This window comes from Qipengyuania xiapuensis, assembly GCF_019711395.1.
In the GTDB taxonomy this organism is placed as follows: domain Bacteria; phylum Pseudomonadota; class Alphaproteobacteria; order Sphingomonadales; family Sphingomonadaceae; genus Qipengyuania; species Qipengyuania xiapuensis.
Genome location: NZ_JAIGNL010000001.1, coordinates 1795777 through 1820368 on the forward strand (window position 1 = coordinate 1795777; position 24592 = coordinate 1820368).

Below are 24592 nucleotides of genomic sequence, written 5' to 3' on the forward strand. Positions count from 1 at the left end.
GAGGTCAGAATCCGTAGATCACTGTGAAACGCGTGAGCGTGTCGGTCGACACGGCGCCGGCCGGCGGATTGCTGTCGTAATCGACTGCATAGGACAGGCGGCTGCGCAGGCTATCCGAGATCTTGAAATCGAGGCCGCTGACGAGGTTGATGCTGGTGTTCGATCCGTCGACCAGCACCTGCACCTCGCCGCCCCCTTCCGCCACGGCATTTGCGTCCTGCGTGAAGGTCAGGCCCTTGAAAATCTCCCAGTCGAAGTCGGCACCGAAGAGCCCCGCGATGCGGCTGTTGCTGGTCCCGTCGCTGAATTCGGTAACGCGCCATGCGGGGCCGGCCTTGATCGAGAGCTTCAGCCCCTCGTTGTCGACCAGCTTGTAGCCAAGGCCGCCGGACAGCGCGTAGCGGGCATCGAAGCCCTGAAGCTCGTCGCGCTCGAACTGGGCAAGGCCATAGACGAACATGTTTTCGTTGAACTGCCAGCGCGGCTCGTAGGCGGCGAGGAACTGCTCGCGGCTGGTGACACCGTTCTGGCGCTGGTAGTCGACGCGGGCCGTAAGCCTGTGGCTCCAGTCGATGCCCTCGCGCTTGAGCTTGAGCCCCGCTGCAATGCCGACCGAGTCCGTGTTGCCGCTCGACTGGAATGCGCCGACTTCACCCTCGCCGCTCCAGAGTTCGAGGATGCCCGCCTCGCGGATCGCATGTTCCTTGGCGGCAGCCGCTTCGGCGGCAGCGACCTGCTGGGCAGACTTCCATTCGGCCTCGATCGCATCGAGCGTTTCGGCTTCCTCGGGGTTGGTCGTGCGGGCCAGTTCCAGCACCGTCGCGACCTTCTGCGCATCGCCGGTGGCGATCGCAGCATCGATCATGGCCTGGACGCCTTCGGGAAGCTCTGCGGCAGCGGGAACGGCAGCCGCAAGCATGGCCGGGGCGAGGAGATAGCGATAAGTCCTGATACGCATGTCGCGCCGCCTAGCGTGTCAGGCGCGCAGTCGCCAGCCTGTCTTGAAGATATAGGCGATCACGGCGGTGCATGCGGCAAGGAAAGCTAGAGTGATCCCGAAGCTGATCCAGATGTTCACGTCGCTGCTGCCGTAGAAGGTCCAGCGCAGGCCGCTCACGAGATAGACGATCGGGTTGGCGAGCGCGATCTTGTCCCAGGGCCCGGGCAGCATATCGATCGAATAGAAGGTGCCGCCAAGGAAGGTCAGCGGGGTGAGGAACAGCATCGGGATGATGCCCAGCTTCTCGAAATTGTCCGCCCATATGCCGAGGATGAAGCCGAACAGGCTGAAGGCCGCTGCCACCAGCATGATGTAGAACATCGCGAGCAGCGGATAGGCGATGGAATAGTCGACGAAGAGCCGCGCGGTCACGAGGATGATCGCGGCAAGGATCAGGCTCTTGGTCATCGCCGCGCCCACGAAGCCGATCAGCGTCTCGGCCACGCCCACGGGCGCGCTCAGCAGTTCGTAGATCGTGCCGGTAAAACGCGGCATGTAGATGCCGAAGCTCGAATTGCTGGTGGTCTCGCCGAGCAGTGTCAGCATCAGCAGGCCGGGAATGATGAAGGCACCGTAATCCACTCCGCCGAGGTCGGGCATGCGCCCGCCGATCGCCGCACCGAAGACGATGAAATAGAGCGAGGTCGTGAGGACCGGCGCGAGCACCGACTGGAAAGCCGTGCGCAGGAAGCGCATCAGCTCGCGCTTGTAGATGGACCAGGTGGATCTCCAGCCGATCATGCCGCTTCCTCCTCGCCCAGCAGCGAAACGAAGATTTCCTCGAGGCTGCTCTCGCGTACGTCGATGCCCGTGTAGTCGATACCTGCCGCGATCAGCGCCTTGGTGAGCTCTGCCACTTCGGCCTTGCCGCGCCCCGTACCGTCACCGCCGCGATAGCAGAGCGACGTGCCACCCTGCTCGATCTCGATCGGGAACTGCGAGAGCGATTGGGGAAGTTCGCTAATCGGATTGGCGAGCGCGATATGCGCCTCGGTCCGTCCCAACCGCGACATCATCGCTTCCTTCTCGTCGACCATCAGCAGCTTGCCGCGATTGATGATGCCCACACGGTCCGCCATCAGTTCGGCTTCCTCGATATAATGCGTGGTCAGGATGATCGTGACACCGCGATCGCGCATCTGGTCGACGATTGCCCACATGCCCTTGCGCAGCTCGACATCGACCCCGGCGGTCGGCTCGTCGAGGAACAGGAGGTCGGGTTCATGCGCGAGCGCCTTGGCGATCAGCACTCGGCGCTTCATGCCGCCCGACAGCGCCATTATGCGCTCGTCCTTCTTGTCCCACAGGCTGAGCGAGCGGAGGATTTCCTCGATCCGGGCAGGATCGGGCGCGAGGCCGAACAGCCCGCGCGAGTAGGATACCGCGCGGTGCACCGGTTCGAACATGTCGGTCGAGAGTTCCTGCGGGACGAGACCGATCCGCGCCCTCGCCTTGCGCCAGTCGCTCGCCATGTCGTGACCGAAAGCGCGGATAGTGCCTTCGCTCGGCCGCACGAGACCGCAAACCGCACCGATCAGCGTGGTCTTGCCGGCGCCATTGGGCCCAAGCAGTGCGAAAATCTCGCCTTTGCGGATTGTGAGGTCGACATTGTCGAGGGCCTTGAGCCCGCCCGGATAGACCTTCGAGAGGCCTTCAAGCTCGAGGATCGGTTCGTTCATGAGGGCTGAGCTAGGGCAGCAGGAGCGAGGAGTCACCATAGGAATAGAAACGGTACTCGTTCGCGATGGCATGCGCATAGGCATCCTGCATTCGCTCGCGGCCCATCAGCGCGCTCACCAGCATGAACAGCGTCGATTTCGGCAGGTGGAAATTGGTCATCAAGCCGTCGATCGCGCGGAAGGTGTAGCCGGGCGTGATGAAGATGTCGGTGTCCCCCGCGAAGGGCCGGATGACCTTGTCCTCGCCGGTCGCGCTTTCGAGCAGGCGCAGGCTGGTAGTACCGACCGAGATGACGCGGTTGCCCGCAGCGCGCGCGGCGTTGAGGCGGTCGCAGACGTCCTGTTCGAGCCTGCCGAATTCGGCGTGCATCTTGTGGTCTTCGGTATCGTCCGCCTTCACCGGCAGGAAGGTGCCCGCTCCGACGTGAAGCGTGAGCGTTTCGGTCTTGATGCCGCGCTCTGCCAGCGCCGCCATCAGCCGGTCGGTGAAGTGGAGCGCGGCGGTGGGAGCGGCGACCGCGCCGTCCTCCTTCGCGAACATGGTCTGGTAGTCTTCGCGATCCTGTTCGTCTGTCGGACGCTTGCCAGCGATATATGGCGGCAGCGGCATGGTACCGGCACGGTCGAGCAACACTTCGACCGGCTCGTCGCCCTCGAAAAACAGGACGAAGCTGCCATCCTCCAGACGCTCCTCGGCAATCGCGGTCACCCCGCCACCGAAGGTTGCGACATCGCCGACGCGAAGGCGTTTCGCATTGCGCACGAAGGCCTGCCAGCGGCGCAGATCGATCCGCTTGTGCAGCGTCGCGCCGATCTTGGCCTCGCCCCTCCGGCCTTCGAGCTGCGCGGGGATTACGCGCGTGTCGTTGAATACCAGTACATCGCCCGGTTCGAGCAGGTCCGGCAGGTCCATGACCGTGCGATCGCCGAAAGCACCCTCGGCCGGGACCACGAGCATGCGCGCGGCATCGCGCGGCCGCGCGGGGCGCAGGGCAATGCGTTCGTTGGGAAGCTCGAAATCGAAAAGGTCTACGCGCATGGCGGCGCCCTTAGACGCTCGCCTTGGCGAAGAAAACTCAGTTTTCGATAGGGGCGCTCAGCTCGTCGAGACCGATCACCGGTTCCGCCTCGATACGCGGAGCGGTGGGAACGGGCTTGTTCTCGCTGGCGATCGACGCCTGCAGGATGCGCGTCGGGTTCGCGGGCGGCTCGCCGCGGGTGATCGCATCGACTGCCGGCATGTTCGAGATCACGCGGCCGAAGTTGGTGTAGCGCTTGTCGAGGTTGAAGCGCGGGTAGAACACGATGAAGAACTGGCTGTTCGCACTGTCTTCGCTCTGCGCACGGGCCATCGAGACCGTGCCGCGCACATGCGGCATCGGGTTGAACTCTTCCTCGAGGTCGGGAAGCTCCGAGCCACCCTGGCCGGTGCCGGTCGGATCGCCGGTCTGCGCCATGAAGCCGTCGATCACACGGTGGAAGATCACACCGTCATAAAAGCCCTGCTTGGCAAGCGTCTTCACGCGCTCGACATGGTCGGGAGCCCACTCGGGCATCAGGCGGATCGCCACGCGCTCACCCGTCGACAGGTCGAGCAGGAGGATGTTGTCGCGGTCCTCGTTCGCATCGTAATTGATCGGCACGAAGACGCGGCGCGGCTGTTCCACAGGCGCGGCTTCGGCTTCCTGAGCACTGGCGGCAACCGGAGCAATTGCGGTCATGGCCGCGGCAGCAAGGGCAAGCGAAGACTTGAGCATCATTTTTCCGTCGAAATATCCTGTATGCACCACGCCCTAGCGAGGCTGCGCTGTCGGTTCAATGAATGGTTTGGGCTATTCCCAAGCGGCGTGCGCTCAGTAATCGCCGAGGCGGCCTTTTTCCTCGACCCGCGCAATCACCTCCTCGCAGACTTCCTTGCTCACGAAGGGCGTGATGTCGCCGCCGAACAGCGCGATTTCCTTGACCAGCTTCGAGGCAATCGGCTGCAATGAGACATCGGCCATGAGGAACACGGTCTCGATATCGTCATCAAGCTGCTGGTTCATGCCGGCCATCTGGTATTCGTACTCGAAGTCGGCGACCGCGCGCAGGCCGCGGATGAGGACATTGGCGCCCATCTTCTGCGCGAACTTGACCAGCAGTGCGTTGAAGCCCTCGACCTCGACATTGTCGAGACCCATGCCCGCAATCTCGCGTTTGACCATGCGGAAGCGTTCTTCGGTCGAGAACATCGGGTTCTTCGACGGGTTGGTGGTCACGCCGATGATCAGCTTGTCGACAAGCTTGCTGCCGCGCCGGATGATGTCGGCATGGCCCAGAGTGATGGGGTCGAAAGTGCCCGGATAAATGCCGATACGCTCTGCCATCAGTGATCCCTCTTCACGATGAAATGCGCAAGCTCGACCAGTGCCTGCGCGTCCGACCCGTAACTCGAAAGATGTTCGCCCGCCTGATCGACGAGCATCTCAGCCTGCGCGCGGGCCTTGTCGCGGCCCATAAGCGTAACGAAGGTCTGTTTGCCCTGCCCCTCGTCCTTGCGCAGCGCCTTGCCGGCCTTCGCCTCGTCGCCTTCCACGTCGAGCAGGTCGTCGGCGATCTGGAATGCGAGGCCGATATCGCGGGCATAGGCGCGCAGGTGGGTGCGGCCTTCGGGCGGCACCTTGCCGAGGATGGCGCCCATCTCGACACTGGCGGCCAGCAGCGCGCCGGTCTTCAGCTGCTGCAGGCGCGTCACTTGCCGGATGTCGTATTGCTCCTCGTCGGAGACGATATCCATCATCTGGCCGCCTGCCATGCCTTCATGGCCGCTCGCTTTCGCGAGTGTCGCCACCAGCTCGGCACGGACGAAAGGATCGCTGCTCGTGCCGGGCATGGTGAGAATGTCGAATGCGAGCGCGTGCAGGCAGTCGCCCGCCAGAACCGCCGTCGCATCGTCATAGACCTTGTGCAGGGTCGGCTTGCCGTGACGCATGTCGTCATCGTCCATGCAGGGCAGGTCGTCATGGATCAGCGAATAGGCATGGATCGCCTCGACCGCGCAGCCCGCGGCAACTGCCGCATCGCGGTCGACCCCGAAGAGCCTGGCGGTCGAGCAGACAAGCAGCGGGCGCACCCGCTTGCCGCCGCCGATCACCGCATAGCGCATCGCCTCGACCAGCCGGGCCCGCGTGTCCTGCGGCACCGGCAGATAGGCATCGAAGGCCGCATCGACATCTTCCTGGACCCGCGCGAAGGCCTCGGCGAGCGTTTCGGGCATCGGGCTCATCGCGTTCACGCCCTAGCTGTCCGCGTCGAAGGGCGCGGTGCCCGTAGGCGCGCCATCGGCCCCGGCAACGATCTTCTCGATCTTGGCCTGGGCTGCATCGAGACGGGCCTGGCACGCCTTGCGCAGTTCTTCGCCGCGTTCGTATAGCGCGATGCTTTCGTCGAGCGGAACGTCGCCGCTTTCGAGACTTCGGACGACGCCTTCGAGCGCGCGCAGCGCCTCTTCGAAGCTCATGTCCGTGATCGGTTTGTCTTGACCCTCTGTCATATGGAGCGAGCATTGACGGGGCGCAGCCGCGCGGTCAAGAAGGCGAAAACAGTGGGGAGCTGATATGACGTGGATTGTCGCATTCGTTGCAGCGGCGCTGGCCTTCGGCGTACTCGATGCAATCTGGCTTGGCTGGGCAGGTGAAAATTTCTACCGGCCGCGCCTTGGAGACGTCCTCGCCGACAGCTTCCGCATGGGCCCTGCGCTGGTTTTCTATGCCGCTTATGTTGCAGCAATGGTCTGGTTCGCCGTGCGCCCGGGACTTACCGGCGGCCTTGGCGCAGCAGCGCTCAACGGCGCGCTCCTCGGCGCGATCTGCTATGCAACCTACGATCTCACCAACCAGGCCACGCTCAAGCAGTGGTCGACCACGGTGACGGTGACCGACATCATCTGGGGCGCCTTCGCCACCTCGGTGGCTGCGACCATCGCGACATTCGCCGCCAGCAAGATCGCCTGACACGAGCAAGCACGTATGTTCATCGGACACTTCGCACCGGCCCTTGCCGCGCGCGCCGTCACGGCGGAAGCGCCCAAACTCGGCACGCTCTTCATCGCTGCCCAGCTGACCGACTGGGCATTCTTCCTCTTTGCACTGGGCGGGATCGAGCACCTGCGACTGGTGCCCGGCATCACCGCAATGAACCCGCTCGACTTCTATGATTACCCGATAACCCACAGCCTGATCGGCACAGGCGGTTTCGCCTTCGCCATGGCTGTCGCAGTCTGGTTTTTCCTCCGCAATGCCGTAGCCGCCACCTGGGCCGCGATCGTCGTCATGTCGCACTGGGTGCTCGACTGGATATCGCACCGCCCGGACCTCACTATTGCGGGCGGAGAGCACAAGATCGGGCTCGGACTGTGGAATTATCCCCTGGCAGCGATGGGCGTGGAGCTGGCGCTCGTGGGGCTGGCAGTATGGTGGTACCTGCGCCGCACCAAGGGACCGATCGGACCGGTCGCCATCCTCGTTGCCGTGATGCTGGTTTTCCAGGCGATCAACTGGTTCGGACCGGAACCGCAGGACGTGGGCGCGCCCTTCCTCTTCCTCGGCATGTTTGCCTTCGGCGTCCTCACCTTCCTCGCTTTCTGGGTCGGGAAGACACGCTGGCATCGCAATGAAATCGGCCTCGGGGTGGCGAGTCCGCCGCGCTAGATATTGCGCCCGCGCTCCGCGCGCCGTAAGGGCGCGGGCCATGAGCGAAATTACCCCCGAAATCGTCGCCCAGCACGGCCTCTCCGAAGACGAATACGACCGCGTCCTGCACGCACTCGGTCGCGAGCCCAACCTCGTGGAGCTGGGCATCTTCTCGGTCATGTGGAGCGAGCACTGCTCCTACAAGTCCTCGCGACTCCACCTGAAGAAGCTGCCGACCGAGGCACCGTGGGTGATCTGCGGTCCGGGCGAGAACGCGGGCGTCATCGATATCGGCGACGGTCAGGCCGCCATCTTCAAGATGGAGAGCCACAACCACCCGAGCTACATCGAACCCTACCAGGGCGCGGCGACGGGCGTCGGCGGCATCCTCCGCGATGTATTCACCATGGGCGCACGTCCGGTGGCGAACGCCAATGCGCTGCGCTTCGGTCGCCCCGAGCATCCGAAGATGAAGCACCTCGTGCAAGGCGTGGTCTCGGGCATCGGCGGCTACGGCAACTGCGTCGGCGTGCCGACCGTGTGCGGCGAGACCAACTTCAACCCGGCCTATGATGGCAACATCCTCGTCAATGCGATGACGGTGGGCGTCGCCGATGCCGACAAGATCTTCTATTCGGCTGCGACCGGCGTCGGGAACCCGATCGTCTATGTCGGCTCGAAGACCGGCCGCGACGGAATCCACGGCGCGACCATGGCTTCGGCCGATTTCGAGGAAGATGCGGATGCCAAGCGCCCCACGGTGCAGGTTGGCGACCCCTTCACCGAGAAGCTCCTGATCGAAGCCTGCCTCGAACTGATGGCGACCGACGCCATCGTCGCGATCCAGGACATGGGCGCAGCGGGCCTCACCTCTTCCAGCGTCGAAATGGCGACCAACGGCAAGGCCGGCATCCGCCTCGACATGGACAAGGTCCCCTGCCGCGAAGAGGGCATGACCCCCTACGAGATGATGCTGAGCGAAAGCCAGGAGCGCATGCTCATGGTGCTGAAGCCCGGCAAGGAAGAGATGGCTGCCGCAATCTTCGAGAAGTGGGAGCTCGATTTCGCCGTCATCGGCGAAGTCACCGACACGCAGCACATGGTGCTCGAATTCGGCGGCGAAGTGGTCTGCGACATTCCGCTCGGACCGCTTGCGGCCGACGCGCCCGAATACGACCGTCCGTACCTCTCGAAGGAAGAATACACCGCCTGGGCCGGCATCAAGCCGATGACCGAGCGTCCGGACACGGACGATGTCGGCGGCGACCTGATGAAGCTGCTCGCCTCGCCCAACCTCTCCTCGCGCAAGTGGATCAGCGAACAGTACGATAGCCAGGTCGGCGCGGACACGCTCCAGACCGGCGGCGATGCGGGCGTGGTCCGCGTACACGGTACGAAGAAGGCGCTGGCGATCAGCACCGACTGTACGCCGCGCTATGTCCATGCCGATCCCTATGAGGGCGGCAAGCAGGCTATTGCCGAGGCATACCGCAACCTTTGCGCAGTGGGCGCGCGTCCGCTGGCGGTGACCAACTGCCTCAACTTCGCCAACCCGCAGCGCCCTGAAATCATGAGCCAGTTCGTCCATGCATTGGAAGGCATGGGCCGCGCCTGCCGTGTGCTCGACTTCCCGATCGTGAGCGGCAACGTCAGCCTCTACAACGAGAGCAAGGCGACCGGTGGCGGCAGCGCTATCCTGCCCACGCCTGCCATCGGCGGTGTCGGCCTGATCGACGACTACGATCACATGATGACCATGCCGTTCAAGGCCGAGGGCGAAGCGATCTACCTCATCCACGCCGAGGAATGGGCAACCGCCGATCCAGAACGTTCGCATCTCGGTAAGTCGCTGTGGCTGTCGGAAATCCACGGCCGCGACGAAGGCCGCACCCCGCCGACCGACCTCACGGTCGAGAAGAATGCCGGCAAGATCATCCTCCAGCTGATCGCCGACGGTCTCGTCAGCGCAGTGCACGACGTCTCCGACGGCGGCCTCGCCATCGCGCTTGCCGAAATGGCCATGGCTGGCGGCATTGGCGCCGATGTCGAGTGGAACGAGGAATATTCGAAGGCTGCGTGGTGGTTCGGTGAAGACCAGGGCCGCTATGTCGTGACCGTCCCCGATACGCAGGCTCTCAACGAGGCGCTCGCAAAGGGTACCGAGAACGACGAGACCGCCTCGATCGGCTTCCGCCGCATCGGCAAGACCGGCGGCAATACGCTGTTCGGCAAGTCGATCGACGAGATGCGCAGCGCACACCGCAGCTTCTTCGAAGAGTGGATGGAAGCCTGAGGCCTAGGTGATGGCGATGCTCCAGTTCGCGCTGCACTATGGCGCGCACTGGCTCGCCCCCTTCCTCGTCGCGCGGCTGCTGTGGGCCGAGAACTGGCTACGCGCCGGCCTCGTGATGGTGGCGGCGAACCTGATCGATCTCGACCACCTGCTGGCCGATCCTATCTTCGATCCCAACCGCTGCAGCATCGGGTTCCACCCGCTCCACGACTGGATTGCGGCGCTCGTTTACGTCGGCATGCTGCTCGTCCCGCGCTGGTGGGTTCGCGCCTTCGGGCTCGGTGCGCTATGGCATCTCGCGGTCGATTGGGGCGATTGTATGATGCAGGGCTGGATTTGAGATCATGAGCACAGGCTATTCGGGCACACCGCTCGCCAAGAAGCTTAACCTGCGAGACGGACAGCGGGTGTGGTTCGACGCCATGCCCGAAGACGTGATCGACGAGATCGACGAATATGCGCTCGAGCTGACCTTCGTCGCCGGGCCGGAAGACAATCCCGATGCGAGCCATATCTTCGTAACCGAGCGCGCGCCGCTCGAAGAGAAGCTCGCGGCACTACGCGACACGATGGCGACGGACGGTCACGTCTGGGTCAGCTGGCCCAAGAAGGCTTCGGGCGTGCCGAGCGAAATCACCGAGGACACGATCCGCGAAGTCGCCCTGCCCATGGGGCTGGTCGACACCAAAGTATGCGCGGTGAACGAGACCTGGTCGGGTCTCAAGCTGGTGATCCGCAAGGAACTGCGCTGAAGCCTCAGGCCGCCTGCGCTTCGGGCGGCATGAAGTCTTCTTCGGTGAGGCCTTCGCTCCTCATGATCTCGAGGCAGCGGAAGTAGGTTTCCGGCTTGCCCACGCCGAGCCGCTTGCGTGCGGCTGAAAGATCTTCGCGCATGACCTTCTCGACATCCATATGCGCGAGCTTCTTCGCTGCCTTACCCAGGCGGCGCCCCTCGTTGATCGCGGCGAAGATCGGCGCGGAGGTGCCGGTTTCCTTCTTGATCTGGCGCGCGCCGGCATAGGCGATGAAGAGGATCCCGGGATTGTGGTTCTGCTCGTAGCTGAAGCCGAGCAGCGAAGCCTCTCCCAGCGCATCGCGGCCATAGCCGGTCAGGATGTGGAACAGGTCGTGCGTGTCGCGCAGGCGGTTGAAGTACCACTCGGTCAGGTCTTCGTGGCGCTTTTCGAGCGGAAGGAACTTGTAGCTTTCGGCGACCAGTCCTGCCGCCGACAGACCTTCGCGCTTCATGAAGGACATATAGGTTGCCGCGACCGTATCGGGGCCGCAATCGGCCCAGCGATCATGATCGTCGAGCATGGCCGGGATATCGGTGCCATCCGCGAGGAATGCCTGCCCCTGCTCCGACTGGAGGAAATCCCACGCCTGCTGGTGGCTGCGCTTGCCCTTCATCGATTCGATGATGTGGAAGACCTGCGCCGTGTCTTCCTTGTCGGCGACGAGCTTGCGGAAATGCTGCCACGCCTTGAGCGGCCGCATGCGGCTTGTCTTGCGGTCGGGATGAACGAGCGGAAGATCGGTAATGGACATGGCTCAGCTCCGTAGCTCAACGCAACTTACACATATGTTAATACGCTGTCCATCTTGCGGTTCCGTGCCGGCAGGTTAGGAGGACGGCCATGAGAGATCACGAGACCGTTCCCTACTCGCTGGACAGGCTGTCCGACGCCGAGAGCATCAGCCGCGCCGAAGCGCTGCGCGACCGCCTGAAAGAGCGCCGCACCTGCCGCTATTTTTCCGACGAGCCCGTGCCGCGCGAAGTCATCGAGGCAGCAATCGAGGCAGCGGGTACAGCGCCCAATGGCGCGAACCACCAGCCCTGGCACTTTGCCGTGGTCTCGTCGCCCGACAAGAAGAAGGCGATCCGCGAGGCTGCAGAGGCAGAGGAACGCAATTTCTATGCGGGCAAGGCGAGCGACGAATGGCTCGACGCCCTCGCCCCGCTCGGCACCGACGAGGAAAAGCCGTTCCTCGAAACCGCCCCCTGGCTGATCGTGGTTTTCGCCCAGCGCAAGGGCGGTATCGAGGAAGACGGCAAGACGCAGAACTACTACGTCAACGAGAGCGTCGGTATCGCCTGCGGCATGCTGATCGCTACGCTGCACGAGGCGGGCCTTGCGACCCTGACGCACACTCCCTCGCCCATGGGCTTCCTGCGCGAGCTATGCGGACGGCCCGAGCATGAGAAACCGCTCATGGTGGTGGTCGTCGGACACCCCGAAGAAGGTGCGACCGTTCCGGCACATGCACTGAAGAAGAAGCCGCTGAGCCAGATCGCCAGCTGGCTCTGAATTAGGCGGCCTTGGGCGCCAGCAGGTCGTAGGGGTCGATACCCTCGATACGCCAGGTGCTGTGGCAGCGCTCGTAGAACCGCGGCCTCGCGATGCCTAGCGCTTCGCGCGCATCCTCGAGGTTCAGCTCCAGCAGCTCGCGGATCGAGAGCCTTACCAGCGGCGGGCAATTGCGCCCCAGCCTGTGCGCTTCGCGAACGGCGCGCATAACCGGTGCCTTGCTCTTCACGCGTTTCTTCATGTTGATCGCACCGGCATAGCCGAGCAGTAGGTGCCCGGGGCTCGGGCTCTGCCCATGGGTGAACAGAAGCACACACTGTTCGCCCAGTGCATCGCGTCCGTATCCGGTCAGGACATGCATGAGATCGTGCGTGTCGCGCTGGCGGAAACCGAACCATTCGATCAGGTCGCCATACTCCGGACGGCCCATTTTCTTCGCTTCCGCGACGAGACCGGCGGCCGTCAGACCTTCACTCTCCATAAAGTCGCAATAGGCATGCGCGACCGAGCCTTTCGGCGTTTTGCGCAGCGTTTCGTGATCGTCGAGCAGGTCGGGCAAGTAGCCTTCGGTGAGGCGCAGCCTCTCGCCCCGCTCGCTAAGTGTGAGCGAACGTGCGCGCGGAATGAAGCTCTTCGAAGGAAGCGCATCGTAGATATGGAAGACCTGTTCGGTGTCTTCCTTGTCCTCGATCAGCTTGCGGAAGTGATGGATTGCGCGGCGGATATCGCGCTTGGCGACAGGACGAGCTGGATCGCGGAACAACGTTCCGTCACGGGCGCACTCGGCGCCTTCCCCGATGTCGATCCTGTACCCCTGCATAACCGCCTGTGCTTTGCTTTCCGACAAAGCATAGGGGATTCGCCTGAGGTGCGATTGTAAGCATTCGCCAAAGCGCCAGAGGCTTCGCGGTCAGCCTTCGACCCACTCGCTTTCGGGGATAGCAAACAGCGAAAGGATCGCGGTCAGGTCCTCGCTGACGATCCGGCCATTTGCGGCATCGCGGGCCTTGGGCTTGGCGCGATAGGCGATGCCGTAGTCGGCCGCCTCGATCATGGGGATGTCGTTTGCGCCGTCGCCAGTCGCGAGGACGCGCGCGCCCTCACCCAGGTTCGCACGCTCTTCTTCGAGAGTGGCGAGCTTGGTGGAGGCATCGCTGACAGGGCCGGCAAGCTTGCCGGTCAGGTGGCCGTTCAGCACCGCGAGCCGGTTGCCGACCACGCGTTCGAATCCGAGCTGCTCTGCCACCCGGTCGGCGAAATGATGGAAGCCTCCGGTGACGAGGACCGTCCGACACCCCTTCGACTTGAGCGTCTCCACCAGCGTCCGCGCGCCAGCCACGGGGCCGATACGCTCGGCAAGGCAGCGGTCGATGGCGTGTTCACCCAGACCTTCGAGCAGGCCGACGCGTTCGCGAAGCGCGCTTTCGAATTCGAGCTCGCCGCGCATGGCGCGCTCGGTAATGTCGGCAACCTTGTCCTTGATACCGGCGAAATCGGCCAGTTCGTCGATGCATTCCTGCCCGATCATGGTCGAATCCATGTCGGACACGAACAGACGGGGCACCTCGATATCGTGATCGGCGACCAGCATGTCGCATTCGCCGAAGTGCTCGGTGAGCATGGCTGCGACCTGCCGCGCGTCGCCGTGAGGCAGCGAGATCTGCAGCACGTCGCCGCAGAAATCGAGCATGGTTGCGGCCGCTACCGGCATACCCGCAGCATCGAGCGCGGCACTCGCCGCATCGAGCCGGGTTTCCAGACCTGTCGCCTCTGCTATCAGCCGGGCGATGAGCATCGATAATTCCCCTGATCTGCCACCGCTCGCGCTCATTGCAGGGCCGACGGCCAGCGGCAAGAGCGATCTCGCAGTCAGGCTGGGACAAAGGCTGGAAGCGCAGGGGAAACGCGCCATCGTGCTCAATGCCGACAGCGCGCAGGTCTATGCCGATCTTTGCGTGTTGTCCGCTCGCCCTACCGATGAGGAAATGGGCGGGATCGAGCACCGCCTTTTCGGTGCATGGGACGGCGCACAGGCCTGCTCGGCCGCCGATTGGGCGGAAGCAGCGAAGCGCGAGATCGCGGCGCTGCACGCGGAGGGCGCCGTGCCCATCCTGTGCGGCGGGACAGGCCTCTACATGCGCACCTTGCTCGAAGGTATCGCACCCGTGCCCGCCATCGATCCGGCAGTGCGCGAGGAAGTACGCAGCCTTTCGCAAGGGGAAGCCCGCGCCGCCCTTGAGAAAGAAGACCCCGAAGCCGCCTCCCGGCTCGCCCCGGCCGACACGGCGCGAACCGCACGCGCGCTGGAGGTGGTGCGTTCGACCGGGCGCACGCTCAAGGACTGGCAGGCGCACAAGGCAGGCGGGATCGGCGATACGGTTGCGCTCTATCCGCTCGTCCTGCTGCCCGACCGCGAGTGGCTTTACGAACGCTGCGACCGGCGCTTCGTCATGATGATGGATGGCGGCGCGATCGAGGAAGTCGAAGCCCTGCTAGCCCGCAATCTCGATCCTTCCCTGCCTGTCATGCGGGCGATCGGCGTGCCCGAGATCGCCGGCATGCTCCAAGGCGATCTATCGCGGGATCAAGCCATCGTCGCTGGCCAGACTGCCACACGTCGCTACGCCAAGCGACAGTACACCTGGTTCAGGCACCAGCCGCCGGGATCGTGGCCGCGCAGCGATAACAAAACTATCGATGAATACGATATTTTTGTATCATTGTTGCGCAAAGCAGGTTGACAGAGCACTTTTCGTTACGCATACGGAAGCTCCTGTCGGCCCGGCGCTACGACCCCAGCGCCGGGCCGATTTGTGCCTAACATGCGGAGGAAACAGTGTCGGAAGAGCGCAGCGGAGCTGCCATATTGATCGAGTGCCTCAAGCGGCAGGGCGTCGAATTCGTGTTCGGCTATCCCGGCGGCGCGGTCCTGCCGATCTATGACGAACTGTTTGCCGATGACGATATCCGCCACATCCTCGTCCGCCACGAAGCAGGCGCGGCGCATGCGGCGGAAGGCTATGCCCGCTCGACCGGCAAACCCGGCGTCGTCCTCGTCACCTCGGGCCCCGGTGCGACCAATGCGGTGACCGGTATCGCCGACGCTTACATGGATTCGATCCCGATGGTGGTGATCACCGGCCAGGTTCCTACGGGCCTGATCGGAACCGACGCCTTCCAGGAAGCGGACACAGTCGGCCTCACCCGTCACTGCTCGAAGCACAATTACCTAGTGAAGGACCCCGAGCGGCTGCGTGCAACGATCGAGGAAGCCTTTCGCATCGCCACCACCGGTCGCCCCGGCCCCGTGGTCGTCGACATTCCCAAGGACGTGCAGATTGCGATGGCCGAATGGAGCGAGCAGGACGAAGCCCCCCTGCCCTCGCACCGCTACCAGCCACGCATGGTCGGCGCGGCAGACGAGATCGCCGAAGCGGTCGAGATGCTCGCACAGGCAGAGCGCCCCGTTCTCTATACCGGCGGCGGCGTGATCAATGCCGGTCCGCGCGCCTCTGAACTGCTGCGCAAGCTCCAGCACGCAACCGGAGCGCCGGTCACCAGCACCCTGATGGGTCTCGGCGCGTTCCCTGCCGATCACCCCGACTGGCTGGGCATGCTGGGAATGCACGGTACCTTTGAAGCCAATATGGCGATGAACCGCTCGGACCTGATCGTGGCTGTCGGCGCCCGCTTCGATGATCGCGTCACCGGGCGCCTCGATGCCTTCGCTCCGCAAGCCAAGAAGATCCACATCGATATCGACCGCGCGCAGATCAACAAGATCGTGCCCGTCGATCTCGGCATCGTGGGCGATTGCGGCCACGTGCTCGAGCAGCTCCTGCAAGGATGGGGCAAGCGCAAGGGCCGCGACTTGAGCGAATGGAAGGCCCGCATCCTCGGCTGGAAGGCGCGCGATTGCCTCGCCTATCCCGAGCGCAGCGATATGATCATGCCGCAGAAGAGCATCGAACGCCTCTTCGCACTGACGAAAGACCGCGATCCGATCATCACCACCGAGGTCGGCCAGCACCAGATGTGGGCGGCGCAGTATTTCGGTTTCATGGGTCCGAACAAGTGGCTCACCAGCGGCGGTCTCGGCACGATGGGTTACGGCCTGCCGGCTGCCATCGGCGCGCAGCTGGGTAATCCCGACAGCCTCGTGATCGATATCGCGGGTGAGGCGAGCATCCAGATGAACATCCAGGAGCTCGGCACGGCGAGCCAGTTCCGCCTGCCAGTGAAGGTCTTCATTCTCAACAACGAATACATGGGCATGGTCCGCCAGTGGCAGGAACTGACCTACGAAAGCCGCTATTCCAACAGCTATTCCGACAGCCTGCCTGACTTCGTGAAACTGGCCGAAGCCTATGGCTGGAAAGGCATCCGGATCGAGGATGAGAGCCAGCTCGACGCAGGCATCGAGGCCATGCTCGCCCACGACGGGCCGGTCATGGTCGATTGCCAGGTGGCAAAGGAAGCCAACTGCTTCCCGATGATCCCCAGCGGCGCGGCGCATACCGACATGCTGCTCTACGGCGACCAGGTGGGCGGCACCATGGACGATGAAGCAAAGGCATTGGTGTGATGGTTGTCTCGAAAGAACTTCCCGAAAGCCTCGCAGCGAAAGCGCAGCGCCGTAACTGGTACGCGCGTGCGGAGGCCGACAAGGTGCTCGACTGGATCGAGGACAGCGGCCAGCGCTTCCTCGGCGTCGAAGTCGCGCAAAAGCAGGGCGACGGCACCTGGCTACTTATCGACGAGGGGCTCGACCTCCACCGCCAGACCGAGAATTTCGAAGCGGTGCGACGCGGTCGTCAGTTCATCGAGGAGTACGATGGCGACGGACGCATGTTCGCCCCTGTATGGCAGGATCGCGGCGCATGAAGATCGCAAAGGAAGCGAGCGAACGGCACGTCCTCAACGTGATCGTCGACAATGAGGCGGGTATCCTTGCGAAGATATCCGGCCTCTTCACCGCACGCGGCTACAATATCGACAGCCTGACCGTGGCCGACATTTCCGAAGACCACGCGATCAGCCGCATCACGATCGTGACCAAGGGGCCGGAGCCGGTGATCGACCAGATCCGCGCCCAGCTCGAACGGCTGGTGCCGGTGCACCGCGTGATCGACCTCACGGAAAGCGGCGCGCATGTCGAACGCGAGCTGGCACTGGTCAAGGTCGCCGGAAAGGGAGACGCGCGCGTCGAGGCGCTGCGCATCGCCGAACTCTTCCGCGCCAATGTCGTCGACACCACCACCGAAAGCTTCGTGTTCGAGCTGACCGGCTCGCCCGACAAGGTGGACAGTTTCATCGCCCTGATGCGCGAACTCGGCCTCGTCGAGGTCGGTCGCTCGGGGATCGTAGGAATGATGCGCGGACCTTCTGCCGAGTAGGGGCGCAAACTAAAACGAGGAATCCAATGCAAGTCTATTACGATGCCGATTGCGACCAGCAGCTGATCAAGGACAAGAGGGTCGCCATCGTCGGCTATGGCAGCCAGGGTCATGCCCATGCCCAGAACCTGCGCGATAGCGGCGTCGGCGAAGTCGTCATCGCACTGCGAGAAGGCTCGGCCACCGCGAAGAAGGCGGAAGGTGCAGGCTTCACCGTGAAGACCGTGTCGGAAGCTGCCGAATGGGCCGATGTTCTCATGATCCTCGCACCCGACGAGCACCAGGCTTCGATCTATGCGGGCGAGATTGCGGGCAAGATGAAGCCGGGCAGCGCCCTCGCCTTCGCCCACGGCCTCAATGTCCACTTCGGCCTGATCGACCCGCCTGCCGATGTCGACGTCATCATGATCGCGCCCAAGGGCCCGGGCCACACCGTGCGCGGCGAATATATCAAGGGCGGCGGCGTGCCCTGCCTCATCGCGGTCCACCAGGAGAGCAACCAGTCGGGCGGCAACGGCTTCGCCAAGCAGCTTGCTCTGTCCTACGCCAGCGCCGTCGGCGGCGGCCGTTCGGGCATCATCGAGACCGATTTCAAGGAAGAGTGCGAAACCGATCTCTTCGGCGAACAGGCGGTGCTGTGCGGCGGCATCACCCACCTCATCCAGGCCGGCTTCGAAACGCTGGTCGAGGCCGGATACGCGCCCGAAATGGCCTATTTCGAGTGCCTGCACGAGACCAAGCTGATCGTCGACCTGCTCTATGAAGGCGGCATCGCCAACATGCGCTACTCGATCTCGAACACCGCCGAATACGGTGACATCAAGACCGGTCCCCGCATCATCACCGAAGAGACGAAGGCCGAAATGGGCCGCGTTCTCAAGGACATCCAGTCGGGCCGCTTCGTGAAGGACTTCGTGCTCGACAACCAGGCCGGCCAGCCCGAACTCAAGGCAAGCCGCAAGGCGGCAGCCGCGCACCCGATCGAGAAGACCGGCGCTCAGCTTCGCGCCATGATGCCCTGGATCGGTGCCAACAAGCTGGTCGACAAGGACAAGAACTGAGTTACAGTCGCGCCCACGGGAGAATTCTCATGGGCGCGACTTCAGACCTTCCCTTCACCTGCACCTGCGGCAGGTTCCGTGGTGTCCTGCACGATGTAGGCCCAGACGAAGGCGACCGGCTGACCTGCTATTGCTCGGACTGCCGTGACTTCGTGCGGGTTATCGGGCGGGCGGAATTGCTCGATGCCAATGGCGGGAACGCGGTCTACCAGACGCGCGTGGCCAAGCTGGAAATCATCGAGGGCGCAGAGCTCCTCGCAACGCTCCACATGACCGACAAGCCGACGATGCGCTGGTATTCGACCTGCTGCAACACGCCGCTGTTCAACACGCTGCCCAAGGCGAAGCCTGCCTTCCTCAGCGTCAACACCTCCGCATTCGATAGGGCGAAGGTCGATGCCGCTCTCGGCCCCTCGAAGGGTGATTTCCTCGCGCACGAGGCGGAGCCACCGCTCGAAAACGCGAGGCCCGTATCGCAGTTCAAGCTCGCGCTCGGTTTCATCCCGCGGCTGTTCAAGGACACATTCTTCGGCGGCTGGAAGAAGTCGCCGCTGTTCGATCCCGAGACGCGCGAGCCGCTGGCGAAACCGCGAAGGGTGAGCGCCGAGGAACGGGCCGCCGCTGCGGGAGGCTGACAAGGCCATCGACAAGCCTCTGTGGAGGCTCCATGCCGGATCGAATGACGGATGAAATGGATCGCAACAAACTTCTCTACGGGCTTTGCGCTGTCGCTTTTGCGGTGGTGATGCTCAACCTGCTGACACAGGGTCGCCCCGAGGCGCGCGAACGGATCGTCAGCACCTCCGAGCTGACCGATTATGCGCGCGAAACGCTTGCGGACATCCAGACACGATCGATCCGCAACAACCAGGAGTATTGCGGCGTGATCTTCGAGGACGAGCAAGGCAATCTCCAGACCTCGACCATCTATCCCGGCGAACGCGCAGCCTGCGCGCTCGACTGGGGCGTCCCTCTCGGCAATCACGTGGTCGCCAGCTTCCATTCGCATGGCGGCTTCGACACGCAATATGCGTCCGAGATCCCGTCCAGCCTCGATCTCGCCACCGACATCGACGCGCGCATCGACGGTTTCGTCGGCACACCCGGCGGGCGCATCTGGCACAACCAGTGGCAAGAAGAGGCGACCGAACTGCTCTGCGGCGAGGGCTGCCTCGAAACCGATCCGCGCTATACGCAATTCAAGCAGAGCACGGGCGCACGCAGCAATCTCGCGCGGCGTTATACGATGGGTGAATTGAACGAGATTTTCGGCACGAGTGGTCCATGAAGCTGAGCGACTGTCACAATATCGACGATTTCAGGAAGCTGGCGAAAGCGCGGCTACCGTGGCCGGTGTTCGACTATATCGACGGTGCGGCGGATGACGAGCTGACCAAGGCGCGCAACACCAGCGCCTTCGACGAGGTCGACCTCGTGCCCGATGTGCTCGCGGGCGTGGAAACCATAGACACCAGCTGCACCATCATGGGCTGTCGCAGCGAGCTTCCCCTGATGCTCAGCCCGACCGCCCTGCAACGCGCCTTCCACCGCGATGGCGAGCGGGCCGTGGCGCAGGCGGCGGAGAAATTCGGCGTGTGGTTCGGCATCTCCAGCCTCGCGACCCATTCGATCGAGGAAATTGCAGCGCTGACCAGCGCGCCAAAGCTGTTCCAGCTCTATGTCCACAAGGACAAGGGGCTGAACGCCAGCATGATCGAGCGCTGCAAGGCCGCCGATTTCGACGCACTGGCGCTGACTGTCGACACGATCGTTTCGGGCAAGCGCGAGCGCTGCCTGCGCTCGGGTTTCACCACCCCGCCCCGCTTTTCCGCATCATCGCTATGGAGCTACGCAACCCGCCCGCGCTGGACGCTGGATTATGTCTTCGGACCCAGGTTCCGCCTTCCCAACCTCGACACATACGTCGCGGAAGGCACCGGCAGAGCGGTGAGCATCCAGGAATACTTCAACACCATGCTCGACACCGGCATGGACTGGGACACCGCCGCACGCATCCGGCAGGACTGGGGCGGCACTTTCGCCCTCAAAGGCGTGATGAGCGTAGCCGACGCCCGCCGTGCGGTCGATATCGGTGCCGATGCCATCTGGATCTCGAACCATGGCGGCAGGCAACTCGACGGCAGCCGCGCGCCTTTCGACCAGCTCAAGGAGATCGTCGACGAGGTCGGCGGCGAGATCGAGATCATCCTAGACGGCGGTGTACGCCGAGGCACGCATGTGATGAAAAGCCTCGCCATGGGCGCCACGGCCGCTTCGGGCGGCCGGCTCTACCTCTACGCTCTGGCCGCTGCAGGCCAGGAAGGCGTCGAGCGCGCACTCACCATCCTCAAGGAGGAAATCGAGCGCGCTATGCGCCTCATGGGCGTCACCAGCGTGCAACAATTGAACCGCGAACGCTTGCGCCTTCGGTGATTATGCAAAGTCCTGCTTGAACTGGCGGCAATATTGCGCAATGCAGCATGACATGACCCGCATCGGACTAATTCTGCGACTTACACGCCCTTGGGCGTGACCTTGGCGTGCCAATAGGGTGCGCCTCGCACCCAAGGGACCAAACCCGACCAGCAGCCACCGATACGAGTACTCCCGAAATGCCCATGCTCTCCGACCCGAGCGCCAAATATTCGCCTTTCCCGCAGGTCCCGCTGACCGACCGGCAATGGCCCACACGTACGATCACCGCGCCGCCCCGCTGGCTCTCGACCGACCTTCGCGACGGCAACCAGGCGATCGTCGATCCGATGGACGCGCACAAGAAGAACCGCTTCTTCGACCTGCTCGTCGAGATCGGAGTGAAGGAAATCGAAGTCGGCTTCCCCAGCGCTGGTGCGACCGAGTTCGATTTCATCTCCGGCCTCGTGCAATCGGGCCGCATCCCAAATGACGTGATGGTACAGGTCCTCACGCAGAGCCGCGAAGACCTGATCCGCACCAGCTTCAAGAGCCTGACCGGCGCTCGCGCGGCCATCGTCCACCTCTACAACGCCGTCAGCCCTGCCTGGCGCGAGGTCGTCTTCGGCATGACCAAGGACCAGGTGCGCGACATCGCGGTCCACGGCGCCAAGGTCATGCGAGACGAAGCGGCAAAGCAGCCCGATACCGACTGGCATTTCGAATATTCACCCGAGACCTTTTCCACCGCAGAACTCGATTTCAGCCTCGAGGTCTGCGAGGCCGTGATGGAGGTGCTGGCACCCACGCCCGAGCATCCGATCATCTTCAACCTGCCGGCAACGGTCGAGGCGGCGACGCCCAATATCTACGCCGATCAGGTCGAATACTTCATCCGCAACCTGCCAAACCGCGAGAGCGCGGTGATCAGTCTGCACACCCACAACGATCGGGGAACGGGCGTGGCGGCTGCCGAGCTGGCATTGATGGCAGGCGCGGACCGTGTCGAGGGCTGCCTGTTCGGCAATGGCGAGCGCACGGGCAATTGCTGCCTCGTGACAATGGCACTCAACATGTACACGCAAGGCGTCGATCCGAAGCTCGACTTCTCCGACATCGACCGCGTGATCGAGACGGTCGAATATTGCAATGAACTGCCCGTCCACCAGCGCCATCCCTATGGGGGCGAACTGGTCTACACGGCCTTTTCCGGCAGCCATCAGGACGCGATCAAGAAGGGCTTTGCCGCGCACGAGGTGCAGAACGATCCGCACTGGCGCGTGCCCTACCTGCCGATCGACCCCGCCGATCTCGGCCGCAGCTACGAGGCCGTCATCCGCGTCAATTCGCAGTCCGGCAAGGGCGGCTTCGCATGGGTGCTCGAACAGGACCAGGGCCTCAAGCTGCCCAAGAAGATGCAGGCCGATTTCAGCCCGCACGTGCAGCGCATGGCGGACGACCTCGGCCGCGAACTCAATGCCGCGGACATCTGGGAGGCCTTCAAGGCCGCCTATCACGTCCAGACCGAGGACAAGCATTTCCAGCTGGTCGATTACGAGGAGCGCCGCGCCACCGACGGAACGCGCCTGTTCAGCGGCACCATCGCCGTTCAGGGTCAGGAACAGAGCGTATCGGGACGTGGCAACGGCCTGATCTCCAGCGTGCTGTCCACGATCGAGGAGAGCTTCGGCCTCAGCCTCGAGATCGTGGACTATACCGAGCATGCCCTGTCGACCGGACGAGACAGCCGCGCTGCGGCCTATCTCGAATGCCGCATGCCCGATGGTCGGACGATCTGGGGCGTAGGTATTGACGAAGACGTCGCGACGGCCAGCGTGCGTGCCGTCCTCAGCGCTGCCAATTCGGCCGTGGCTTTCACCGGCTGAGCAAGACTAGCGAAGCAATGCCATCCTAACGAAGGGTGAATCTATCCTTCTTTGGCAATTGGTTAATTATGATGTATTTGTTCCTTCATGGGGCAAGAAGGGGCACCTGTTCACGCGTTCGTGGTGAAGGCAGAAGAACTGCCTGCGCTTTATTATATGGACGAGGCGCACCCTCGCCCTATCGAGCTGGAATGGATCAATCGCGGCACCGACCAGCCGCTGCGCCGGACCACGGTCGAGATGCTGCTGCGCACGCTCTTCGGCGAGGTCAGGACACCCAGCGTCAAGAAGCTTCACCGCTCGGCGGGCCTGCGCGTCAGCTTCCGAAGCGAGCGTGACCGCGCGCGCTTCGCCAAGGCTTTCGGTGAAGCGGTGGACGACATGCATCGCTCCCGCGAACATGTCGTGACCGCGGTTTTCGAGAAACAGGAAACGGCCCGAAAGGCTGTTGGCAGGCTCACGATCGAGGGAGTCCCGGAACACGCAATCTCGATGGTCTGGCGGGCGAGCGAGTACCTCGCCGAAAAGTACGAACCGATCGAAGGACACTCGCCTCCGGGTATCGCTGGTGCGATCGCCGGTGCGGGCCTCGCCGGTGCGGTTCTGGGTGTAGCGATCCTCGTGATCCCCGGCATCGGCCCGGTCGCGGTTGCGGGAGCGATGGCTTCACAGGCGATCCCGTCCGTCGCGGCCGTCAGTAGCGCCATCGGTGCAACCGGTGGCGCCGTCGCGAAGATGCTGACCGACGCCGATGTCGACGGGGTCTCCGCGACCCTCTACGAACGCGAAATCCAGCGTGGCAGGATATTCCTTTCGGTCAACACCGATGGCGTCGACATAGAAACCGACAGGATCGAGCGTATCCTCTCGAATGAGGGCGGCAAGGGATCATCGACAGCCTGACCGCGTCAGGGTGCGAGCAATCGCTCCATCACGCCCGAAACAAGGTCTATACCGCTTTCCATGTAGGCGCGGTCGATCTCGACGTCCGTATGGCGGTGCCAGTCGGGATTGGCGTCCTTGTTGGAGAAATCCTGCGACAGGCAGACGGCGCGAAAACCCATCCTCCTGAAACTCGCATGGTCCGAGCCATCGAAGGTGTCGCGCGCAATCGGGATGCCCAGCCTGTCCGCCTCGGCGAGATAAAGGTCTGCCAGCTCGCCGTCGGGTACGTCGAGATCGAAGCGTCCGTCTCCGTTTCCATCGAAACCGATCATGTCGATATTGTGCATCGAATGCAGGCTCTCGCCGCTGCGCTTCCAGCTCTTGGCGAAGACGCGGCTCCCGACGAGGCCGACTTCCTCCTGGTCGAACCAGACGAACACCACATTATGTCTGCGCCGGGGCATGTCCGCGACCCGCTCGGCCAGCCTCAGGACCGCGTATGCTCCGCTCGCATTGTCGTCCGCACCGGGGCTTCCGGCCACGGTATCGTAGTGGGCGCCGATCACGATGGTTTGCGCGTCCTGCACCGTAGCGTCCACCTTGGCGACGATGTTGATGCCCCTGCGATCGAGGAGGCTGCCCTCTTCCCGGCGGACCGTGCCGAGGTCGTATGCCATCCGCCGCCCCTCGATCCCGGCGCGGTTCAGCTGCGCCACGAGCATATCGGCCGCCTCGGCCCGCTGCTGTATGCTGGCCCGCTCGCCGGTCAGTATGCCCGGGTCGCTGGCATAGGCCGAGGCCGACAGGACGAGCACGAGAAGGCACGCCATGCACCTTCCGAGAATCTCGCGGATCGTTGTCATTTCCTACTCCCCGTGCTTCACACTAGGCAGACACAATGAACGCGCAAGCAAACACTTCACTATTGGGGAAACGGAAAGGACCTGCGGCACTGCAAGATTTAGCGCCAGGACCGTGTTCCAGGCGTTCCAGCCTGTAGT

28 protein-coding genes are annotated in these 24592 nt (G+C 63.5%); 16 read left to right on the forward strand and 12 right to left on the reverse strand.

The features are described 5' to 3' along the window. Positions 1–4: 4 nt before the first annotated feature. The 8 genes from K3163_RS09095 to K3163_RS09130 all read right to left on the reverse strand — a co-directional run bounded on the left by K3163_RS09095 (position 5) and on the right by K3163_RS09130 (position 6211). Positions 5–958: a DUF481 domain-containing protein gene (locus tag K3163_RS09095; protein WP_221553894.1), complete on the reverse strand. Its 954-nt coding sequence runs from the start codon at positions 956–958 to the stop codon at positions 5–7. Positions 959–976: 18 nt separating this feature from the next. Further along, positions 977–1741 carry an ABC transporter permease gene (locus K3163_RS09100; protein ID WP_221553895.1) on the reverse strand — a complete coding sequence of 255 codons (765 nt, stop codon included), beginning with the start codon at positions 1739–1741 and terminating at the stop codon, positions 977–979. Then, entirely contained in the window at positions 1738–2679 is a 942-nt protein-coding gene (locus K3163_RS09105) for an ABC transporter ATP-binding protein (RefSeq protein WP_221553896.1), read from the reverse strand. Before K3163_RS09105 ends, K3163_RS09100 begins: the two co-directional genes overlap by 4 nt. Positions 2680–2689: 10 nt before the next feature. After that, the gene (gene queA, locus K3163_RS09110) at positions 2690–3718 is read right to left on the reverse strand and encodes a tRNA preQ1(34) S-adenosylmethionine ribosyltransferase-isomerase QueA (RefSeq protein WP_221553897.1); all 1029 of its coding nucleotides are present in this window, start codon (positions 3716–3718) and stop codon (positions 2690–2692) included. 37 nt (positions 3719–3755) lie between these two features. After that, positions 3756–4436 (reverse strand): peptidylprolyl isomerase, encoded by a 681-nt coding sequence (locus tag K3163_RS09115; RefSeq protein ID WP_221554017.1) that lies wholly within the window; start codon positions 4434–4436, stop codon positions 3756–3758. 96 nt (positions 4437–4532) lie between these two features. Continuing rightward, positions 4533–5045, reverse strand: coding sequence for a pantetheine-phosphate adenylyltransferase (coaD, locus tag K3163_RS09120; RefSeq protein ID WP_221553898.1), 513 nt, complete (start codon positions 5043–5045; stop codon positions 4533–4535). Then, positions 5045–5935, reverse strand: coding sequence for a polyprenyl synthetase family protein (locus tag K3163_RS09125; protein WP_221554018.1), 891 nt, complete (start codon positions 5933–5935; stop codon positions 5045–5047). Before K3163_RS09125 ends, coaD begins: the two co-directional genes overlap by 1 nt. 21 nt (positions 5936–5956) lie before the next feature. Beyond that, positions 5957–6211 carry an exodeoxyribonuclease VII small subunit gene (locus tag K3163_RS09130; protein WP_221428202.1) on the reverse strand — a complete coding sequence of 85 codons (255 nt, stop codon included), beginning with the start codon at positions 6209–6211 and terminating at the stop codon, positions 5957–5959. A 64-nt stretch (positions 6212–6275) separates the two neighbouring features. Here K3163_RS09130 and K3163_RS09135 point away from each other — a divergent pair, with 64 nt between their 5' ends. The 5 genes from K3163_RS09135 to K3163_RS09155 are packed head-to-tail and all read left to right on the forward strand — an operon-like array spanning position 6276 to position 10394. After that, complete coding sequence (locus tag K3163_RS09135; protein WP_221428201.1) at positions 6276–6671, forward strand: DUF2177 family protein; 396 nt, start codon at positions 6276–6278, stop codon at positions 6669–6671. 15 nt (positions 6672–6686) lie between these two features. After that, positions 6687–7367, forward strand: a complete 681-nt coding sequence (locus K3163_RS09140) for a hypothetical protein (RefSeq protein ID WP_221553899.1) — start codon at positions 6687–6689, stop codon at positions 7365–7367. Between the two features lie 40 nt (positions 7368–7407). Then, on the forward strand, positions 7408–9642 hold the full coding sequence (purL, locus tag K3163_RS09145) for a phosphoribosylformylglycinamidine synthase subunit PurL (RefSeq protein WP_221553900.1): 2235 nt from the start codon (positions 7408–7410) through the stop codon (positions 9640–9642). Positions 9643–9652: 10 nt separating this feature from the next. Beyond that, positions 9653–9982, forward strand: coding sequence for a DUF6122 family protein (locus K3163_RS09150; protein ID WP_221553901.1), 330 nt, complete (start codon positions 9653–9655; stop codon positions 9980–9982). A 4-nt stretch (positions 9983–9986) separates the two neighbouring features. After that, positions 9987–10394, forward strand: a complete 408-nt coding sequence (locus K3163_RS09155) for a DUF3052 family protein (protein WP_221553902.1) — start codon at positions 9987–9989, stop codon at positions 10392–10394. 4 nt (positions 10395–10398) lie between these two features. On the opposite strand, the gene K3163_RS09160 is transcribed toward K3163_RS09155, so the two are convergent. Further along, positions 10399–11190 carry a Coq4 family protein gene (locus tag K3163_RS09160; protein ID WP_221553903.1) on the reverse strand — a complete coding sequence of 264 codons (792 nt, stop codon included), beginning with the start codon at positions 11188–11190 and terminating at the stop codon, positions 10399–10401. A gap of 89 nt (positions 11191–11279) precedes the next feature. On the opposite strand from K3163_RS09160, the gene K3163_RS09165 reads away from it, so the two are divergent. Further along, the gene (locus tag K3163_RS09165) at positions 11280–11951 is read left to right on the forward strand and encodes a nitroreductase family protein (RefSeq protein WP_221553904.1); all 672 of its coding nucleotides are present in this window, start codon (positions 11280–11282) and stop codon (positions 11949–11951) included. A gap of 1 nt (position 11952) precedes the next feature. Here K3163_RS09165 and K3163_RS09170 read toward each other — a convergent pair whose 3' ends face one another. Beyond that, positions 11953–12771, reverse strand: coding sequence for a Coq4 family protein (locus K3163_RS09170; protein ID WP_221428194.1), 819 nt, complete (start codon positions 12769–12771; stop codon positions 11953–11955). Between the two features lie 90 nt (positions 12772–12861). Continuing rightward, positions 12862–13746, reverse strand: a complete 885-nt coding sequence (gene serB, locus K3163_RS09175) for a phosphoserine phosphatase SerB (RefSeq protein ID WP_221553905.1) — start codon at positions 13744–13746, stop codon at positions 12862–12864. Here serB and miaA point away from each other — a divergent pair. From miaA to K3163_RS09225, 10 genes are all read left to right on the forward strand, one after another. Then, a complete protein-coding gene (gene miaA / locus K3163_RS09180) occupies positions 13739–14692 on the forward strand; it encodes a tRNA (adenosine(37)-N6)-dimethylallyltransferase MiaA (RefSeq protein ID WP_221553906.1) in 954 nt (317 codons plus the stop codon). The genes serB and miaA overlap by 8 nt on opposite strands. 95 nt (positions 14693–14787) lie before the next feature. After that, positions 14788–16536, forward strand: a complete 1749-nt coding sequence (gene ilvB, locus K3163_RS09185) for a biosynthetic-type acetolactate synthase large subunit (protein ID WP_221553907.1) — start codon at positions 14788–14790, stop codon at positions 16534–16536. After that, positions 16536–16835 (forward strand): hypothetical protein, encoded by a 300-nt coding sequence (locus K3163_RS09190; RefSeq protein ID WP_221428190.1) that lies wholly within the window; start codon positions 16536–16538, stop codon positions 16833–16835. The genes ilvB and K3163_RS09190 overlap by 1 nt, the downstream gene beginning before the upstream one ends. Continuing rightward, positions 16832–17347, forward strand: a complete 516-nt coding sequence (gene ilvN / locus K3163_RS09195) for an acetolactate synthase small subunit (protein WP_221428189.1) — start codon at positions 16832–16834, stop codon at positions 17345–17347. The genes K3163_RS09190 and ilvN overlap by 4 nt, the downstream gene beginning before the upstream one ends. 26 nt (positions 17348–17373) lie before the next feature. After that, positions 17374–18408, forward strand: coding sequence for a ketol-acid reductoisomerase (ilvC, locus tag K3163_RS09200; RefSeq protein ID WP_221428188.1), 1035 nt, complete (start codon positions 17374–17376; stop codon positions 18406–18408). 29 nt (positions 18409–18437) lie between these two features. Next, a complete protein-coding gene (locus tag K3163_RS09205; RefSeq protein ID WP_221553908.1) occupies positions 18438–19043 on the forward strand; it encodes a DUF6151 family protein in 606 nt (201 codons plus the stop codon). A 56-nt stretch (positions 19044–19099) separates the two neighbouring features. Next, the gene (locus K3163_RS09210) at positions 19100–19696 is read left to right on the forward strand and encodes a DUF4329 domain-containing protein (protein ID WP_221428186.1); all 597 of its coding nucleotides are present in this window, start codon (positions 19100–19102) and stop codon (positions 19694–19696) included. Next, complete coding sequence (locus tag K3163_RS09215; protein WP_221553909.1) at positions 19693–20841, forward strand: alpha-hydroxy acid oxidase; 1149 nt, start codon at positions 19693–19695, stop codon at positions 20839–20841. The genes K3163_RS09210 and K3163_RS09215 overlap by 4 nt, the downstream gene beginning before the upstream one ends. 179 nt (positions 20842–21020) lie before the next feature. After that, positions 21021–22706: a 2-isopropylmalate synthase gene (leuA, locus tag K3163_RS09220; protein ID WP_221553910.1), complete on the forward strand. Its 1686-nt coding sequence runs from the start codon at positions 21021–21023 to the stop codon at positions 22704–22706. Positions 22707–22793: 87 nt separating this feature from the next. Continuing rightward, positions 22794–23609 carry a hypothetical protein gene (locus K3163_RS09225; protein ID WP_221553911.1) on the forward strand — a complete coding sequence of 272 codons (816 nt, stop codon included), beginning with the start codon at positions 22794–22796 and terminating at the stop codon, positions 23607–23609. A 5-nt stretch (positions 23610–23614) separates the two neighbouring features. Here the strand turns inward: K3163_RS09225 and K3163_RS09230 are convergent, their stop codons facing one another. Continuing rightward, positions 23615–24454 carry a M28 family metallopeptidase gene (locus K3163_RS09230; protein ID WP_221553912.1) on the reverse strand — a complete coding sequence of 280 codons (840 nt, stop codon included), beginning with the start codon at positions 24452–24454 and terminating at the stop codon, positions 23615–23617. Between the last annotated feature and the right edge of the window lie 138 nt (positions 24455–24592).

Coding starts and splice junctions, on each gene's coding strand:
- K3163_RS09095 (WP_221553894.1), bottom strand. CDS start 958: ATGCGTATCAGGACTTATCGCTATCTCCTCGCCCCGGCCATGCTTGCG.
- K3163_RS09100 (WP_221553895.1), bottom strand. CDS start 1,741: ATGATCGGCTGGAGATCCACCTGGTCCATCTACAAGCGCGAGCTGATG.
- K3163_RS09105 (WP_221553896.1), bottom strand. CDS start 2,679: ATGAACGAACCGATCCTCGAGCTTGAAGGCCTCTCGAAGGTCTATCCG.
- queA (WP_221553897.1), bottom strand. CDS start 3,718: ATGCGCGTAGACCTTTTCGATTTCGAGCTTCCCAACGAACGCATTGCC.
- K3163_RS09115 (WP_221554017.1), bottom strand. CDS start 4,436: ATGCTCAAGTCTTCGCTTGCCCTTGCTGCCGCGGCCATGACCGCAATT.
- coaD (WP_221553898.1), bottom strand. CDS start 5,045: ATGGCAGAGCGTATCGGCATTTATCCGGGCACTTTCGACCCCATCACT.
- K3163_RS09125 (WP_221554018.1), bottom strand. CDS start 5,935: ATGCCCGAAACGCTCGCCGAGGCCTTCGCGCGGGTCCAGGAAGATGTC.
- K3163_RS09130 (WP_221428202.1), bottom strand. CDS start 6,211: ATGACAGAGGGTCAAGACAAACCGATCACGGACATGAGCTTCGAAGAG.
- K3163_RS09135 (WP_221428201.1), top strand. CDS start 6,276: ATGACGTGGATTGTCGCATTCGTTGCAGCGGCGCTGGCCTTCGGCGTA.
- K3163_RS09140 (WP_221553899.1), top strand. CDS start 6,687: ATGTTCATCGGACACTTCGCACCGGCCCTTGCCGCGCGCGCCGTCACG.
- purL (WP_221553900.1), top strand. CDS start 7,408: ATGAGCGAAATTACCCCCGAAATCGTCGCCCAGCACGGCCTCTCCGAA.
- K3163_RS09150 (WP_221553901.1), top strand. CDS start 9,653: ATGGCGATGCTCCAGTTCGCGCTGCACTATGGCGCGCACTGGCTCGCC.
- K3163_RS09155 (WP_221553902.1), top strand. CDS start 9,987: ATGAGCACAGGCTATTCGGGCACACCGCTCGCCAAGAAGCTTAACCTG.
- K3163_RS09160 (WP_221553903.1), bottom strand. CDS start 11,190: ATGTCCATTACCGATCTTCCGCTCGTTCATCCCGACCGCAAGACAAGC.
- K3163_RS09165 (WP_221553904.1), top strand. CDS start 11,280: ATGAGAGATCACGAGACCGTTCCCTACTCGCTGGACAGGCTGTCCGAC.
- K3163_RS09170 (WP_221428194.1), bottom strand. CDS start 12,771: ATGCAGGGGTACAGGATCGACATCGGGGAAGGCGCCGAGTGCGCCCGT.
- miaA (WP_221553906.1), top strand. CDS start 13,739: ATGAGCATCGATAATTCCCCTGATCTGCCACCGCTCGCGCTCATTGCA.
- serB (WP_221553905.1), bottom strand. CDS start 13,746: ATGCTCATCGCCCGGCTGATAGCAGAGGCGACAGGTCTGGAAACCCGG.
- K3163_RS09190 (WP_221428190.1), top strand. CDS start 16,536: ATGGTTGTCTCGAAAGAACTTCCCGAAAGCCTCGCAGCGAAAGCGCAG.
- ilvN (WP_221428189.1), top strand. CDS start 16,832: ATGAAGATCGCAAAGGAAGCGAGCGAACGGCACGTCCTCAACGTGATC.
- ilvC (WP_221428188.1), top strand. CDS start 17,374: ATGCAAGTCTATTACGATGCCGATTGCGACCAGCAGCTGATCAAGGAC.
- K3163_RS09205 (WP_221553908.1), top strand. CDS start 18,438: ATGGGCGCGACTTCAGACCTTCCCTTCACCTGCACCTGCGGCAGGTTC.
- K3163_RS09210 (WP_221428186.1), top strand. CDS start 19,100: ATGGATCGCAACAAACTTCTCTACGGGCTTTGCGCTGTCGCTTTTGCG.
- K3163_RS09215 (WP_221553909.1), top strand. CDS start 19,693: ATGAAGCTGAGCGACTGTCACAATATCGACGATTTCAGGAAGCTGGCG.
- leuA (WP_221553910.1), top strand. CDS start 21,021: ATGCCCATGCTCTCCGACCCGAGCGCCAAATATTCGCCTTTCCCGCAG.
- K3163_RS09225 (WP_221553911.1), top strand. CDS start 22,794: ATGGGGCAAGAAGGGGCACCTGTTCACGCGTTCGTGGTGAAGGCAGAA.
- K3163_RS09230 (WP_221553912.1), bottom strand. CDS start 24,454: ATGACAACGATCCGCGAGATTCTCGGAAGGTGCATGGCGTGCCTTCTC.